This window comes from Pandoraea sp. E26 (genome assembly GCF_000681415.1).
GTDB lineage: Bacteria > Pseudomonadota > Gammaproteobacteria > Burkholderiales > Burkholderiaceae > Pandoraea > Pandoraea pnomenusa.
Genome location: NZ_AYXJ01000030.1, coordinates 237,410 through 252,099, shown reverse-complemented (window position 1 = coordinate 252,099; position 14,690 = coordinate 237,410). Strand labels below are relative to the sequence as shown.

Sequence of the window (14,690 nt, the reverse complement as noted above, 5' to 3'; positions counted from 1 at the left end):
GTTGCTGAAGATCGCGCCGGGTTCATGTCCGGCGCGATCTTCAGCAACAGGTTGATGGTGGACAGCGCGACCATCGCGCCGATCATCATCACGTCGGCGTGGGCAAAGTTGATGATGCCCAGAATGCCATAGACCATCGTATAGCCCAGTGCAATGATCGCGTAGACGCTGCCAAGCACGAGGCCGTTCAAGATTTGTTGGATAAAGATATCCATGAAGCTAACTCCTTGTCCCGAAAACGGGCTCTCGACACGCTTGCCCGATAGGGCGCGCGAGGGGGTCGAGAGAACTGCGGGTAATGAGGCGTAATCCTGTGTCAGGAAAGGGGCCGTGCCCGTCATGCAGGCACGGCATCGTTCCGCAGATGAAGAAACGGCACCGAATGGGTAGGCAACGGTGCCGTTTCATGGCGCAAGCGCCCGGGAGTTACATCTTCACCACGTCGAGCACGCTCTTCTTCTTGTCCTTGTAGTTGTAGAGCGTGATCACCGGCTCCTTCATGTCGCCCTTGCTGTCGAAGGCGATGTGACCGATGACACCCTTGTAGTCCGTGGCCGGCATGGCGGCCAGGATCTTCGCCGGGTCGGCCGAGTTGGCACGCTTCATGGCGTCGATGATCACGTTGACGGCGTCGTACGTGAACGGGGCGTAGATCTGGATCGGCTGGTTGAAGCGGGCTTCATAGCGCTTGGCGAAGTCCGCGCCGTTTTCCATCTTCGACAGCGCCATGCCCGCTTCCGAGCAGACGATGTTGTCGATGGCGTCGCCGGCCAGCTCGGCCACCTTGTCGGTACACACGCCGTCGCCGGCGAGCACCTTGGCGCCGATGCCCAGTTCCTTCGACTGCTTGGCGAACGGGCCGCCGGTCGCGTCCATGCCGCCGTACATGATGATGTCCGGACGCTCACCCTTGATCTTCGTCAGAATCGCGCGGAAGTCCGTGGCCTTGTCGTTGGTCGCGTCGTGCGAGAGAACCTTCATGCCGTTGGCCTTGGCGGTCTTCTCGAACTCGTCGGCCAGCCCCTTGCCGTAGGCCGTCGCGTCGTCGACGATGGCGACCGACTTGGCGTTGAGCGACTTGGTGGCGTAATTGGCCAGTGCCGGACCCTGCTGGGCGTCGGTGGCGACCACACGGTAGGTCGTCTTGAAGCCCTGCTGCGTGTAGGCCGGGTTGGTGGCCGACGGGGAGATCTGCACGATGCCCGCGTCGCTGTAGATCTTCGAGGCCGGAATCGTCGTGCCCGAGTTCAGGTGGCCCACCACGGCGACGACCTTCTCGTCGACGAGCTTCTGGGCGACCTGCGTGGCGGTCTTCGGATCGGCGGCATCGTCTTCGGCCACCAGTTCCAGCTTGACCGGCTTGCCGTCGATCGTCAGACCGGCCTTGTTGGCCTCTTCGATGGCCAGGCGTGCACCATTTTCGTTATCTTTGCCCAGGTGAGCAATCTGGCCCGTCAGCGGTGCAACGTGGCCAATCTTGACTACAACCGCATCGCCGCCCCCGCTGGCGGCAGTCGTCGCGGCGGGTGCAGAAGCGGCACCCGAATCGGCCTGCTTTTCTTCCTTCTGGCCGCAGGCCGCCAACAGCGTCACTGCGGCGACTACGGGCAGTACCTTCGCGAACTTGAGGTGCATGTGATTATCTCCTGATTGTCGGCGTATATTGAATAACGCCAATGACGCCAATTCGACGTTTCGTATGCGAAACGCGCGCATTGTAACTCCATTCTTTGCGGCTGCGATGCTCGCCGCCACAGGGTTTTCCATAATCGGTGACTAAGGTTTTATACCAACTTGTACAACCCTATTTTTTCAAAAGTGCAACCCCGGAATTGTGAAAGGTTTTACACACCCGGCCGCACTGCCCCGGGTGGCTTCGTGGTGCAACCGATGCACCATATATGGGCTTGAGCAGCCCGCCAATCTAATATGCAATTACCGTGCCCGGCGGAGTTGGAGCGTTCATTCTAATTAAGGGAATATATAAATAATTAGATTCTGGAAAACCGGAGTCCATCAACGCACCGCAATTCGTTATGTGTTGAATTAAAACTGATGGCATTCGGTTTTGGCTGATGAGACATCAAAAGCCAATAAATACGTCGCGCGGATTTTTTGCAAATGATGGCGCGGGAATGCGAAGATTCCGCAGGGAGATTCACGCGGGAAGGCGGGGCATTGCCGAATGGGAGTCGGGCAACGCATGGCACGCCGCACCGCTTTGCGGCGGGCGCAAAAAAACCGGGGCACGCAACGTGACACCCGGTTTGGTGAGCTCAGGCGGCAAGCGCCCCGAGCGGTTCCGCGGATTGGGCGCGCGCGGGCCGCTTGTCGTGGGACCTCGGCGGCGCGCAACGCCCGTGGATTGCCCGGCGTCAGCCGGTCGTTACCGGCGTAAGCCCCTTGGGCAGCGGGAACGCGATGTTCTCCTCAACGCCCTCGAGTACCTTGACCTGATTGACACCCAACTCGCGCAAGCGCGACACGATCGACTGCGCCAGCACTTCCGGCGCCGACGCGCCGGCGGTCACACCGATACGACGCTTGCCGTCGAACCACGCGGCCTGCAACTGGTCCGGCGAATCCACCATATAGGCCGGCACCCCCATCTTCTCGGCCACTTCGCGCAAACGATTCGAGTTCGAGCTGTTCGGGCTGCCCACGACCACCACCACGTCGCACTGCGGCGCCATGAACTTCACCGCGTCCTGGCGGTTCTGCGTGGCGTAGCAGATGTCCTGCTTCTTCGGCTCGGTGATCGACGGAAAGCGCTGCTTGAGCGCGTTGATAACCTCGGCGGCATCGTCGACGGACAGCGTCGTCTGCGTCACGTACGCCAGCTTGCTTTCGTCGGCGACCTGGAGCGACATCACGTCGTCGATCGTCTCGACGAGGAACATGCCCTCGCCCGACTGCCCCATCGTCCCCTCGACTTCCGGATGCCCCTTGTGGCCGATCATGATGATCTCGAGCCCCTGGCTGCGCATCTTGGCGACTTCAACGTGCACCTTCGTGACGAGCGGGCACGTCGCATCGAAAATGCGCAGTCCGCGCGCTTCCGCTTCGGCCCGCACCGCCTGCGATACGCCGTGGGCGCTGAAGATCAGCGTGTTGCCCGGGGGGACATCCGTGAGTTCCTCCACGAAGATCGCGCCTTTCTTGCGCAGATTCTCGACGACGTACGCGTTGTGCACGATCTCGTGACGCACGTAGATCGGCGCGCCATACATGGCGAGGGCGCGCTCGACGATCTCGATCGCGCGGTCGACGCCCGCGCAAAAACCGCGCGGCTGAGCCAACAGGATTTCCGCATCCGACAGCGTCGGTGCAACGACTTGGGTGGCGCTCATTTCGATTCCTACAGAATGCCGATAATCTGGACTTCGAACACGATCGGCTGGCCGGCCAGCGGATGGTTGAAGTCGAACAAGGCCCAGCCGTCGCCCAGTTCGCGCAGGATGCCCGCATAGCGGCCACCGCTCGGCGCGTTGAACTCGACCAGATCGCCCACGCTGTACTCCTCGCCGAAATTGCTGTTTTCCTGGAGCGTCTTCATCGAGACGCGCTGCAGCAGTTCCGGGTTGCGCGGACCGAAGGCCTGCTCGGGCGCCAGCTCGATGCTGCGCCGCTCCCCCACCGTCATTCCCAGCAGCGCCTGCTCCAGTGTCGGCGCCATCTGACCGCCGCCGAGCTGCAGCGTGGCCGGTGTGCCTTCGAAAGTGTTGACAATGTCCGCGCCGTCCGGCGCGGCAATCCGATAGTGGAGCGTCAGATAGGAATCGTCTTGAACCACGGGGGATGCGACAGAACTCATGGGGATCTCAATGCAGGGTCAAGCTATTATTGTAAATGACGACGCGTTGCGCGTCCGGCTCCCCATCAAAGCTGCCCCGATTTTTGTCTGCCGGTGCAGCGTCCCCGTAACCGGTCACCGCCCACGTGACCGCTGCGGCAGCCGCGATCATGCGCGCGGCGCGACCGCCTGTGGAGTCGTTGTCATGTCCATCGCCCAATGGCCGCTCGCCGAGCGTCCCCGAGAAAAAATGCTGGCCCGAGGGCCTGGCGCCCTGTCCGACGCCGAGTTGCTCGCCATCCTGCTGCGCACCGGTTCGCAGGGACGCAACGCCGTCGACCTCGGACGCGAGTTGCTCGCACGCAGCGGTTCTTTGGCGCGGCTGCTCGTCACGCCGTTCGAGACCCTGCGGCAGATTCCGGGCCTCGGCCAGGCGAAATCCCTACAGTTCCAGGCGGCCGTCGAAGTGGCGCGACGCATGCTGGGCGAGGGCATGGCGTCGGGCAGTCTGCTCGATTCTCCCACGCGGGTGCGCGACTACCTGCGGCTCACGCTGCAGGACCGCTCGCGCGAACGTTTCGCCTGTCTGTTTCTCGATGCGTCTCACCGGCTCGTGAGTACACGGGTCATGTTCGAAGGTACCCTCACGCAAACGTGCGCCTACCCGCGCGAAATCGTTCGGGCCGCGCTGGAAGTGCATGCCGCGTCGGTCATCGTCGCCCACAACCACCCGTCGGGCGTGGCCCTGCCGAGCGCTGCCGATCTCGCGCTCACACGGCAGCTGGGCGAGGCTCTGGCCTTGCTGGAGATCCGGTTGCTCGACCATTTCATCGTGGCCGGCGACACCGTCTGTTCGCTCGCGGAGCATGGCGGATGGTGACGCACTACAACACTTGCACGGAAATTTGGCAGCCGAGTCGCGTTCACGCCGCGCTTGCGCTATAATCCGTCCCTTCCCCGAATCTCCGACAGACGTTTCCCGCCAGGGACTCGCATCCTAAATCGACTAAAGCGATTGATTTGTCTGGGATTTTTGTGGTATCATCGCGGTCTGTCTTTTCGACTCACCATTTTTTTACACAGAATTCTGGGTTAGGAGTGCTTCATGGCACGCGTATGTCAAGTGACCGGGAAAGCGCCGATGGTCGGCAACAACGTTTCCCACGCCAACAACAAAACCAAGCGCCGTTTTCTCCCGAACTTGCAAAATCGCCGGTTCTGGGTTGAGAGCGAAAACCGTTGGGTGCGCCTTCGCATTTCGAATGCGGGCCTGCGCCTGATCGACAAGAACGGTATCGACTCCGTTCTGGCCGACCTGCGTTCGCGCAACGCCATCTAAGTTTTAGGAGCTCATCATGGCAAAAGGCGCTCGCGACAAGATCAAACTGGAATCGACCGCAGGCACGGGTCATTTCTACACGACCACCAAGAACAAGCGTACCCATCCGGAAAAGATGGAAATCAGCAAGTTCGATCCGGTGGCTCGTAAGCACGTGCCCTACAAGGAAACCAAGATCAAATAAGATCAACAGGTTTTCTCGCAGCAGTTTGCTGCTGCGTTCGATACCCCGCCTCTGGCGGGGTTTTTCATTTGGACGTCCCGAAATTCGCAACGCTACGCTATGCGTAGTGACTCCGCGCACAATTTCTACGATGTGCGCATAGGGCGATGTGTCAAGCGCGTATTGACTCGCTATACTGGCTCATCTTTCACCCCGGGATCGCGCCACGCTTGTCGCGCCGGTCCCAGACACCGCGCGAATCATGAATTTCGATGTCGTCATTGTCGGCAGTGGACTGGCCGGCCAATCCGTCGCCCTGCATCTGGCCGATACTTGCCGAGTGGCGTTGGTCGCCAAACGCCCCATGCCCGAGGGCGCAAGCGACTGGGCACAGGGCGGCATCGCCGCCGTCCTCGACTCGACCGACAGTGTCGATGAGCATGTGGCCGACACCCTGATCGCCGGCGCCGGTCTGTGCGACGAGGCTGCCACGCGCTGCATTGTCGAGCACAGCCGCGAAGCCATCGAATGGCTGATCGCGCAGGGCGTGCCGTTCACCCGCGACGACGCCGCCGAGCTGGGCTTTCACCTGACGCGCGAAGGCGGTCACAGTCATCGGCGCATCATTCACGCGGCCGATGCCACCGGCCACGCCGTGATCGCCACGCTCACGGAACGCGTACGCCAACATCCGAACATCACGCTCTTCGAGAATCACTTCGCCGTCGACCTGATCACGTCGGACCGCGCGCATAGCGCACCGACCGCCGGTCGCCACTGCCAGGGCCTCTACGTGCAGGATCTCGCGACGGGCGAAGTTCACGCGATGACCGCGCGCCACACGGTGCTCGCCACCGGCGGCGCCGGCAAGGTCTATCTGTACACGACCAACCCCGATACGGCCACCGGCGACGGCATTGCCATGGCATGGCGGGCGGGGTGCCGTATCGCCAACATGGAATTCATCCAATTCCATCCGACATGTCTTTACCACCCGTACGCGAAGTCGTTCCTGATCACCGAGGCCGTGCGCGGCGAAGGCGGCCGTCTCGTGTTGCCGGACGGTACCCGCTTCATGTTGCAGCACGACCCGCGCGCCGAACTGGCGCCGCGCGACATCGTCGCCCGAGCCATCGACTTCGAGATGAAGAAGCACGGGTTGGATTGCGTCTATCTCGATATCAGTCACCAGAGCCCGGAATTCCTGCAGGAACACTTTCCCACGATTCTGGCGCGTTGCGCGGAGCTGGGCATCGATATCACTAAGCAACCGATCCCGGTCGTGCCGGCCGCCCACTACACGTGCGGCGGTATCGTCACCGACATGCACGGGCGCACCGACCTGCCGGGACTCTATGCCGTGGGCGAAGCGACCTACACAGGTTTGCACGGTGCCAACCGTCTCGCCAGCAATTCGCTGCTGGAATGTCTCGTGCTCGGCAAGGCGGCGGCGCAGGACATCGAGCGCAGCGGAACATCGGCGCCCGCGACCACGGATGCTCCCGCCTGGGACGAAAGCCGCGTCTCGGACGCGGATGAGGAAGTCGTGGTGGCACACAACTGGGACGAACTGCGGCGCATGATGTGGAACTACGTCGGTATCGTGCGCACGACCAAGCGCCTGGAACGCGCCCAGCATCGTATCGCCCTGCTTCGCGAGGAAATTGCCGAGTACTACGCGAACTTCCGTGTCACTCGCGATCTGCTGGAGCTGCGCAATCTGGTCGACGTGGCGTCGCTCATCGTCGACAGCGCGCTATCGCGTCACGAGAGCCGCGGCCTGCATTTCTCGCGTGACTTCCCCGACACCCTGCCGAAGGCACTACCGACCGTGCTCTCCCCCGCGCTCGCTCGCCGCGTGCGCTGACGTCACACTCGCCGAGGCCTGGAAAGCCTCACGTGCCGCGCTCGCGCGCATTCGAGCGGGCAACAAAAAACGGCCACAGGTGTACCTGTGGCCGTTTTGCACTCGGGAGAACAAGAGCGCCGTCGGCACCGCCTCCCCCCCCAGACGCGTTACCCGACCGTCTCAACGATGCGCATGGAGTAATCGGTTGCGCGAATGTCCTTGGTCAGACTGCCGACCGAGATACGATCGACGCCCGTCTCCGCAATCGCGCGCAGCGTTTCGAGATTGATGCCACCCGAGGCTTCGAGCACCGCGCGCCCGTCGGACACTCTCGCCGCTTCCCGCATCATCTCCAACGTGAAATTGTCGAGCAGGATCGACTTCGCTCCGCATTCCAGCGCCGTCTCGAGTTCCTCGAGCGACTCGACCTCGATCTGCACGGGCGCGCCGTCCGCCAGACGATCGGCGTTCGCCAGCACCTGACGAATGCCGCCCGCGGCGGCAATGTGATTTTCCTTGATGAGAATGCCGTCGTACAACGCCAGCCGCTGATTGGCCCCGCCCCCCACAAGCACGGCAAATTTTTGCGCGAGGCGCAGCCCCGGCAACGTCTTGCGCGTATCGAGCACCCGCGCCTTCGTGCCTTCCACGATGTCGGCGTATCGGCGGACCGCCGTGGCCACCCCGGAGAGCATCTGAAGGAAGTTCATCGACGTGCGCTCGCCCGTCAGCAGCGCGCGCGCCGGGCCGTGAATGTCGCATACCACGGAGTCGGGCGTCATACGCTCGCCCTCGTGGTAATGCCATTGCACGCGCACCGAGGCGTCGACGCCTCGCATGCATTGCTCGAACCAGCGCACCCCGCACAGCACCGCCGATTCGCGCACGATGATGCGTGCGTGCGCCATTTCCTCCGACGGCACGAGCAGGCCTGTCAGATCGCCGGCCCCGACGTCCTCGGCAAGCGCGTCGCGCACATTGCGCGCGAGTGCCGCTTCGAGCGGCTCGCCGAAAGTCGCAAAATGCGGGGACAAAGCCGCTTCGGTACTCAGCGTTTTCGATGATGTCATCATGCAGGGCCCACACCGGAGAACAGCGCGCCGTCGCGCGCGAAATCGCCGCTCGCACGCACACTCTGCTTGCGCGCCTCGGCGAACTTCAACATACGGTCGATACAGGTATGCGCCCGGCGGCCAATCTCCGGATCGACGTGAATCTCGTTGCGGCCAGATTCCAGCACATCGGCCAGATTTTGCAGACTGTTCATGGCCATCCACGGGCAGTGCGCACAACTCTTGCACGTCGCGCTGTTGCCTGCCGTCGGCGCCTCGATGAAGTGCTTGCCCGGCGCCGCGGCGCGCATCTTGTGCAGAATGCCGTTGTCGGTGGCCACGATGAACTCGGTGGCGTCCATCGTCTGTGCGGCGGTGATCATCTGCGAGGTCGAGCCGACCACATCGGCCTGCGCCACCACCGCTGCGGGCGACTCCGGATGCACCAGCACCTTCGCGTTCGGATATTCACGACGCAGCAATTCCAGTTCGGTGCCCTTGAACTCGTCATGAACGAGGCACGCGCCCTGCCACAACAGCATGTCGGCCCCCGTCTGCTTCTGGACATAGCTGCCCAGATGGCGATCCGGCGCCCACAGGATCTTCTTGCCCTGCGCATGCAGGTGCGCCACGATTTCCAGCCCGATGGACGACGTGACCATCCAGTCGGCCCGCGCCTTTACCGCCGCGCTCGTGTTCGCGTAGACGACGACCGTGCGATCGGGATGCGCGTCGCAAAAAGCAGCGAACTCGTCGGCCGGGCACCCCAGGTCCAGCGAGCAGGTCGCGTCCAGGTCCGGCATCAGAATGCGCTTTTCGGGGCTGAGAATCTTCGAGGTCTCGCCCATGAACCGCACACCGGCCACGACCAACGTACTGGCCGAATGATGGCGGCCGAAACGGGCCATCTCCAGCGAGTCGGCCACGCAGCCGCCGGTCTCCTCGGCGAGGTCCTGCAAGTCGGCGTCGACGTAGTAATGCGCCACCAGCACGGCATTCTGCTCGACGAGCAAACGCTTGATTCTGGCCTTGAGGGCCGCGCGTTCCTCCTGCGACGGCGCCTCCGGGACACGCGCCCACGCATGGGCGACGCAAGTGGCGCCGCTCGGTGCGGGGCGCTCGAATTCTACGGATTTCAGTGAGGCGTTCATGTTCACTTGTCCCGTGGCGGGACCGGGAATGACAAAACCCCGCCGTGGCGGGGTTTCGATTATGCGTCAAAAACGAATTTCAGGCGCAAGTCCGTTCAGGCGTAGCGACGCAGGCGCGAAGCGAATTCCTGCAACGCATGAATTCCGCTTTGCTCGGCGCGTTGGCACCAGTTCTGCAGCTGGCTCAGCAACTGCTCGCGCGATGCGTTCGAACGCTCCCAGATACCGGCCAGTTCATTGCGCAGTTCGTAGTACGTCTTCACCGCATTGCTGTGCGCGAAGATCTCGCCGAGTTGCTGCTTCTGCGGCTCCTGCAGCGAGGCTTCGTCGTGATGCAGCCACTTGCGTGCACCGCGGAACAACTGGTACTCGCCGTGCTGGCGCTTCTCCTTGAAGCGCGCCAGCTCCTCTCCGTAGGCCCGCTTGAAGGTCTTGGCATAGCGCGCCATCACTTCGTAGCGGTTCGAGAGCACGGCCTGCAGCGTGTCGTCGTCGCACGCCGCCTTGTTCTTCGCGAGCTTGGGCGTCGGCGCGATCTTCTTCACCTTGGCCAGCCCCACCGCCTGCATCATGCGGATGTACATCCAGCCGATATCGAACTCGTACCACTTGTTCGACAGCTTGGCCGACGTGGCGTAGGTGTGGTGATTGTTGTGCAGTTCCTCACCGCCGATGATGATGCCCCACGGCAGCAGGTTCGTCGACGCGTCGGCGCAGTTGAAGTTGCGGTAGCCCCAGTAGTGGCCCAGACCATTGACGACACCGGCGGCCCAGAACGGGATCCACACCATCTGCACGGCCCACACGGTCAGACCGATGGCACCGAACAGCGCGATGTCGATGATCATCATGAAGCTGATGCCCAGGATCGGATAGCGCTTGTAGACATGGTTCTCGATCCAGTCGTTCGGCGTGCCGTGGCTGAACTTGCGCAGCGTTTCCTCGTTCTTCGCTTCGGCGCGATAGAGCTCGGCGCCTTCGGCCAGCACCTTCCACAGACCACGCGTTTGCGGGCTGTGCGGATCTTCAGGCGTCTCGCACTTGGCGTGGTGCTTGCGGTGAATCGCCGCCCACTCGCTGGTGACCATCCCGGTGGTCATCCACAGCCAGAAACGGAAGAAATGGGAGACGATCGGATGCACGTCGAGCGCGCGGTGCGCCTGGCAACGGTGCAGGTAGATCGTCACGGCGGCAATCGTTACATGGGTAACGGCCAGCGTGAACAACGTGATCTCCCAGCCGCTCCAGTCGAGCAGGCCGGTCGAGAGAAATCCAAGAAGACTGTCCAGCAAAATATCACTCCAAACTGATCAATACGGTAGCCATCACGGCAAGTTCTCCATGCCGTGTCGTGTCTTGTCGGGCCGAATCGGCATCGATGGCCGTCGCGTCAAGGTCTCGTTCTTTCGCTCGCTTGACGCTTGGATTCGCTGGAGGTCGGCAAGTTGCGGCATGCCGGGGCGATATGGGCGGAAAACGTGCCAGTGAACGTCTGTTGTTATGGTTTGGGAGGCATTTTACCTGACGGACTGTCGCCCGTGTGTCGCCTGCCCGCCACGCATTTTGTCGCAGGTCAATCCCGTCGCCCGGACGAAACCCTCTACGAGGTCGTCTTTACGCCGTCATCTTCCGGTGGCAAAGCCCGCCGGGCCGACGCCGATGAAGGATCGGGTTGATTGACATGATGGGAAGGAATACCGTCCGGCCAATCATTCAGAATGCGTATTTCGCGCTGGGCATACGGAATTTCAATACCGTGTTCGCGAAATGTGCGCCAAATCCGCAAATTGATTTCCGAGCGGATTGCGCCGCTGCCTTGCGCCGGATCTTGCACCCAGAACCCCATTTCCAGATCCATCCCGTCTGCGCCGAAATTCAGCAGCAGCGCCGACGGCGGCGGATCGGCCAGCACACGGGGAATGTCCTGTGCCGCCTTGAGCATCAGCGACATCGCCAGCTCCACGTCCGCGCTGTAGGCGACCTGCACGTTGACCTTGGCGCGGCCGCGCGTCTCGGTAAACGAATGGTTCTGCACGACGTTCGTGACCAGTTGCTCGTTCGGCACGAGCGCCTCCACGCCGTCGAGGCCGCGCACCACGGTGTAGCGCGTATTGATCTGCGACACCGTGCCGTGATACGGGCTGACCGTGATCAGATCGCCGATACGCACCGACCGGTCGAGCAGAATGATGAAGCCCGACACGAGGTTCGACGCGATCTTCTGCAGGCCAAAGCCCAGCCCCACGCCGAGCGCGCCGCCGAATACCCCGAGCACCGTAATGTCGATGCCGACGAACGAAAGCGTAACGAGTACCGCAATCAGCGTGAGCAGCCCCTTGACGGTGCGCGAAAGCACGACCTTCAGGTTGCCGTCGAGCGTGGTCGTGCGCATGATCCGGTCTTCGATCAGCGAGCCGACCCACATCGCGAGCATCAGCGTCACCCCGACCCAGAGCAGGCCGGAGAGAATCGAGAGCAATGTGAGATGGCTCGCGCCGACCGCGAAGCGCACGCTGCCCATCCACTTGAGGATGTCGTCGTGCACGCCGAGCACGTAAGCGATCATCGTCAGCCAGGCGAGCGTGGTGAACACGCGCTCGAAGACTTTGAGCAGGCCCGATGCGTGCGGCGACGTCGCAAACAGTCGACGGGCGAAATAGAACGCCAGATAGATCAGCGCCGTGCCAAAGAGCGGCACCTCGGCGAGCATCAGCAGCGAGACGCGGGTGTGCTCCTGGAGCACCACGCGCGTGAGTGCGACGCACATCCAGCCGAACATCGGGAAGAACGCGCGGCGCAGACTCGACGACCCGGCGCGGCGCGACGGCGCCACCCGGTCGAAATGGCGGTCGAGGCGCCCGATCATCCAGCGCCGCAGGACGAACGCGGCGGCGAGCGCAACCACCAGCGCCACGATTTGCCAGATGATCTGCGTGTCGCCGAAGTCGCGAACGACGTCGCGCACCAGTCTCGCGAAAGCCGGACTTTCCTGCATCGCCATCTCTTTTATCTCTTGTTGTCAGCCGACATCATTTGGCGCCGCCGGCCCGGGGCATCGACCCCGGCCGGGCAAGGCGAGACCGGCGCCGTTCATCGCCCCACCCCACCCCCATCCCCATCCATCAAGCCTGGGCCGCCCGGCGCTCGAACACCGCGGCAAAGAAACCGTCGGTGGCGTGGCGGTTCGGCAGCAGCTCGAGGTACTTGCCGGTATCGAGCCCGATCTTCTGCGATGCGAGCAATGTGTTCGCCGGCAGCAGCACGAAGTCGGGATGCGCGGCCGCGAACGCTTCGGCGATGGCCGCGTTCTCTTCGTTGAGCAGACTGCATGTGGCATACACGAGACGACCGCCCGGCTTGACCAGGCGCGCGGCACTCGCGAGGATCGACGCCTGCTTCTGCGTGAGTTCGTCGACCGACTGCGGTGTCTGCCGCCACTTCAGGTCCGGATTGCGGCGCAGCGTGCCCAGCCCGCTGCACGGCGCGTCGACCAGCACCCGGTCGATCTTGCCCGCCAGACGTTTGATCTTGCTGTCGTTCTCGCTGTCGATCATCACAGGATAGACGTTCGACAAACCGCTGCGCGCCAGACGCGGCTTGAGCTTGGCGAGACGCTTCTCGGAGACGTCGAACGCATAGAGCCGCCCCGTCGAGCGCATCTGCGCGCCGATCGCGAGCGTCTTGCCCCCGGCACCGGCGCAGAAGTCGACAATCATCTCACCGCGGCGCGGCGCCACCAGCTGGCACAGCAACTGGCTACCCTCGTCCTGCACCTCGATCGCGCCGGACACGAACAGCGGGTGCTTCTGCAGCGCCGGCTTGCCGGCCAGGCGAATGCCGTTGGGCGCGTAAGGCGTGGGCTCGGCCGAAAACCCGTCTTCGCGAAGCGTCGCGAGCACATCGTCGCGGCTGGCCTTGACGACGTTCACGCGGCAGTCGAGCGGCGCCGGTTGATTGAGCGCGGCCGCCAGGTTTTCGAGCTCGGCGGCGTCGAAACGCGCGGCCAGCCGTTCGTAAAGCCACTCCGGCAAGTTAGTACGCACTCTCGGCTTGAGCGTCGCCGGATCGATCTGTCCGACGCGCTCGAGCCAGTCGACTTCCTCCGCGGACGCCACGAGCTTGACCGACGCGATACCGCGCGTGAACGCCAGTCCAAGCAGCGCGAGACGGCGCTCCAGCGGGCCGGAACCGCTCTCTGCGTGCTGCCCGAATTCGAGCTTGCGACGCAGGATGGCGAATACCGTTTCGGCCAGCACGCCGCGCTCGCGGTGCCCCAGGCGGTCGTGAGCGCGGAAGTAGGTGCTCACGAGCGTATCGGCCGGACCGGTGAACGTCAGCACGGTGCCGAGCAATTCCTGCGTGCGCTCGAAAAGCGCGGGCGACAGGTGTTCGCCGCGCATGCGGGCGCTGTCCACCGGCGCGGCGTCGTGCCGGCGGTCGCCGTCGCGGGTGCTTCGGCCTCCCTTGCTGCCATACGACGAACGGGAATCGAACGATTTACCGCCGGTGCGGCCACCGGCGTGATTTGCGCCATTGCGGCGCTGGGTCGGGCGTGTGCTCATGCGTCCTCACCAAAGAGCCATTGCGAGTCGGGCGTGCCGTCGGCGGCGGGCAGGACCGTCACGCGGCCATCGGCCACGACCAGACGGTCTTCCACGAACCAGCGCACGGCGCGCGGATAAATGATGTGTTCGAGCGGCAGGATGCGCTCGGCCAGCGCTTGCGGGGTATCGCCCGGGCGTACCGGCACGGCGGCCTGCAGCACGTATGGGCCATGATCGAGCTCGGACGTCACGAAATGCACCGTGGCGCCCACGATCTTGCACCCGGCGTCGAGCGCGCGGGCGTGCGTTTGCAACCCGGGAAAGGCCGGAAGCAGCGACGGATGGATGTTGATGAGGCGGCCGGCGTAGCGCTCGGTGAATGCCGGTGTGAGAATGCGCATGAACCCGGCGAGTACGACCAGATCGGGCTGATGGCGATCGATTTCGGCGGCGAGTTCGGCGTCGAACGCCTCGCGGGTCTTGCCACGGCTCGGCACCATGGCTGCCGGGATGCCGTTTTCGGTGGCGAACGCCAGGCCTTCGGCCTCGGCACGATTGGCGATGACAGCGGCCACGCGGGCCGGCCAGCCTTCTGCGGTACAGGCCCGGACGATGGCCTGCATGTTGCTGCCTCGCCCGGAAATCAGGATGACAATGTTCTTCATCGCCGGATTTTATCATTGGCGCGGCGCACCAGACAGCGCGATGCACGCCGCGATGGCCCCGAAGCGTTTATAATTCAACGTTCTGCGGCGCCGCAATGTCGGTCTGGCCGTTCTGCGGGAAACGGGCCGGGTAC

At 63.2% G+C, this 14,690-nt stretch carries 13 protein-coding genes and 1 pseudogene; 4 read left to right on the top strand and 10 right to left on the bottom strand.

The annotated features are described in order from the left end of the window. The 4 genes and pseudogenes from W930_RS0119860 to W930_RS0119845 all read right to left on the bottom strand — a co-directional run. Window positions 1–215: pseudogene (locus W930_RS0119860) on the bottom strand (branched-chain amino acid ABC transporter permease); the annotation flags it as partial. 211 nt (window positions 216–426) lie between these two features. Continuing rightward, entirely contained in the window at window positions 427–1,635 is a 1,209-nt protein-coding gene (locus tag W930_RS0119855; protein ID WP_023594596.1) for a branched-chain amino acid ABC transporter substrate-binding protein, read from the bottom strand. A gap of 740 nt (window positions 1,636–2,375) precedes the next feature. Continuing rightward, window positions 2,376–3,350 carry a 4-hydroxy-3-methylbut-2-enyl diphosphate reductase gene (gene ispH / locus W930_RS0119850; RefSeq protein WP_023594595.1) on the bottom strand — a complete coding sequence of 325 codons (975 nt, stop codon included), beginning with the start codon at window positions 3,348–3,350 and terminating at the stop codon, window positions 2,376–2,378. A gap of 8 nt (window positions 3,351–3,358) precedes the next feature. Beyond that, complete coding sequence (locus W930_RS0119845) at window positions 3,359–3,814, bottom strand: peptidylprolyl isomerase (RefSeq protein ID WP_023872108.1); 456 nt, start codon at window positions 3,812–3,814, stop codon at window positions 3,359–3,361. Window positions 3,815–3,998: 184 nt separating this feature from the next. Here W930_RS0119845 and radC point away from each other — a divergent pair, with 184 nt between their 5' ends. From radC to nadB, 4 genes are all read left to right on the top strand, one after another. Next, window positions 3,999–4,673, top strand: coding sequence for a DNA repair protein RadC (gene radC / locus W930_RS0119835; protein WP_023594593.1), 675 nt, complete (start codon window positions 3,999–4,001; stop codon window positions 4,671–4,673). A 225-nt stretch (window positions 4,674–4,898) separates the two neighbouring features. Beyond that, window positions 4,899–5,132 carry a 50S ribosomal protein L28 gene (gene rpmB / locus W930_RS0119830; protein ID WP_023594592.1) on the top strand — a complete coding sequence of 78 codons (234 nt, stop codon included), beginning with the start codon at window positions 4,899–4,901 and terminating at the stop codon, window positions 5,130–5,132. A 16-nt stretch (window positions 5,133–5,148) separates the two neighbouring features. Further along, window positions 5,149–5,316, top strand: coding sequence for a 50S ribosomal protein L33 (gene rpmG, locus W930_RS0119825; RefSeq protein ID WP_010807102.1), 168 nt, complete (start codon window positions 5,149–5,151; stop codon window positions 5,314–5,316). 241 nt (window positions 5,317–5,557) lie between these two features. Then, on the top strand, window positions 5,558–7,162 hold the full coding sequence (gene nadB / locus W930_RS0119820; protein ID WP_023872109.1) for an L-aspartate oxidase: 1,605 nt from the start codon (window positions 5,558–5,560) through the stop codon (window positions 7,160–7,162). A gap of 149 nt (window positions 7,163–7,311) precedes the next feature. On the opposite strand, the gene nadC is transcribed toward nadB, so the two are convergent. The 6 genes from nadC to purN all read right to left on the bottom strand — a co-directional run bounded on the left by nadC (window position 7,312) and on the right by purN (window position 14,556). After that, window positions 7,312–8,217, bottom strand: a complete 906-nt coding sequence (gene nadC, locus W930_RS0119815) for a carboxylating nicotinate-nucleotide diphosphorylase (protein ID WP_080685164.1) — start codon at window positions 8,215–8,217, stop codon at window positions 7,312–7,314. Next, window positions 8,214–9,347, bottom strand: coding sequence for a quinolinate synthase NadA (gene nadA, locus W930_RS0119810; RefSeq protein WP_023594589.1), 1,134 nt, complete (start codon window positions 9,345–9,347; stop codon window positions 8,214–8,216). The genes nadC and nadA overlap by 4 nt, the downstream gene beginning before the upstream one ends. A gap of 95 nt (window positions 9,348–9,442) precedes the next feature. Then, the gene (locus W930_RS0119805; RefSeq protein WP_023594588.1) at window positions 9,443–10,639 is read right to left on the bottom strand and encodes an acyl-CoA desaturase; all 1,197 of its coding nucleotides are present in this window, start codon (window positions 10,637–10,639) and stop codon (window positions 9,443–9,445) included. Between the two features lie 308 nt (window positions 10,640–10,947). Continuing rightward, window positions 10,948–12,342 carry a mechanosensitive ion channel family protein gene (locus W930_RS28220; protein ID WP_231107031.1) on the bottom strand — a complete coding sequence of 465 codons (1,395 nt, stop codon included), beginning with the start codon at window positions 12,340–12,342 and terminating at the stop codon, window positions 10,948–10,950. A gap of 127 nt (window positions 12,343–12,469) precedes the next feature. Continuing rightward, window positions 12,470–13,747 (bottom strand): RsmB/NOP family class I SAM-dependent RNA methyltransferase, encoded by a 1,278-nt coding sequence (locus W930_RS0119795; RefSeq protein ID WP_048806718.1) that lies wholly within the window; start codon window positions 13,745–13,747, stop codon window positions 12,470–12,472. A gap of 158 nt (window positions 13,748–13,905) precedes the next feature. Next, a complete protein-coding gene (purN, locus tag W930_RS0119790) occupies window positions 13,906–14,556 on the bottom strand; it encodes a phosphoribosylglycinamide formyltransferase (RefSeq protein ID WP_023594585.1) in 651 nt (216 codons plus the stop codon). Window positions 14,557–14,690 lie beyond the last annotated feature (134 nt).

Excerpts from the sequence above, each read along its gene's own strand:
- W930_RS0119855 (WP_023594596.1), bottom strand. The coding sequence starts at position 1,635 with ATGCACCTCAAGTTCGCGAAGGTACTGCCCGTAGTCGCCGCAGTGACG.
- ispH (WP_023594595.1), bottom strand. The coding sequence starts at position 3,350 with ATGAGCGCCACCCAAGTCGTTGCACCGACGCTGTCGGATGCGGAAATC.
- W930_RS0119845 (WP_023872108.1), bottom strand. The coding sequence starts at position 3,814 with ATGAGTTCTGTCGCATCCCCCGTGGTTCAAGACGATTCCTATCTGACG.
- radC (WP_023594593.1), top strand. The coding sequence starts at position 3,999 with ATGTCCATCGCCCAATGGCCGCTCGCCGAGCGTCCCCGAGAAAAAATG.
- rpmB (WP_023594592.1), top strand. The coding sequence starts at position 4,899 with ATGGCACGCGTATGTCAAGTGACCGGGAAAGCGCCGATGGTCGGCAAC.
- rpmG (WP_010807102.1), top strand. The coding sequence starts at position 5,149 with ATGGCAAAAGGCGCTCGCGACAAGATCAAACTGGAATCGACCGCAGGC.
- nadB (WP_023872109.1), top strand. The coding sequence starts at position 5,558 with ATGAATTTCGATGTCGTCATTGTCGGCAGTGGACTGGCCGGCCAATCC.
- nadC (WP_080685164.1), bottom strand. The coding sequence starts at position 8,217 with ATGATGACATCATCGAAAACGCTGAGTACCGAAGCGGCTTTGTCCCCG.
- nadA (WP_023594589.1), bottom strand. The coding sequence starts at position 9,347 with ATGAACGCCTCACTGAAATCCGTAGAATTCGAGCGCCCCGCACCGAGC.
- W930_RS28220 (WP_231107031.1), bottom strand. The coding sequence starts at position 12,342 with ATGCAGGAAAGTCCGGCTTTCGCGAGACTGGTGCGCGACGTCGTTCGC.
- W930_RS0119795 (WP_048806718.1), bottom strand. The coding sequence starts at position 13,747 with ATGCGCGGCGAACACCTGTCGCCCGCGCTTTTCGAGCGCACGCAGGAA.
- purN (WP_023594585.1), bottom strand. The coding sequence starts at position 14,556 with ATGAAGAACATTGTCATCCTGATTTCCGGGCGAGGCAGCAACATGCAG.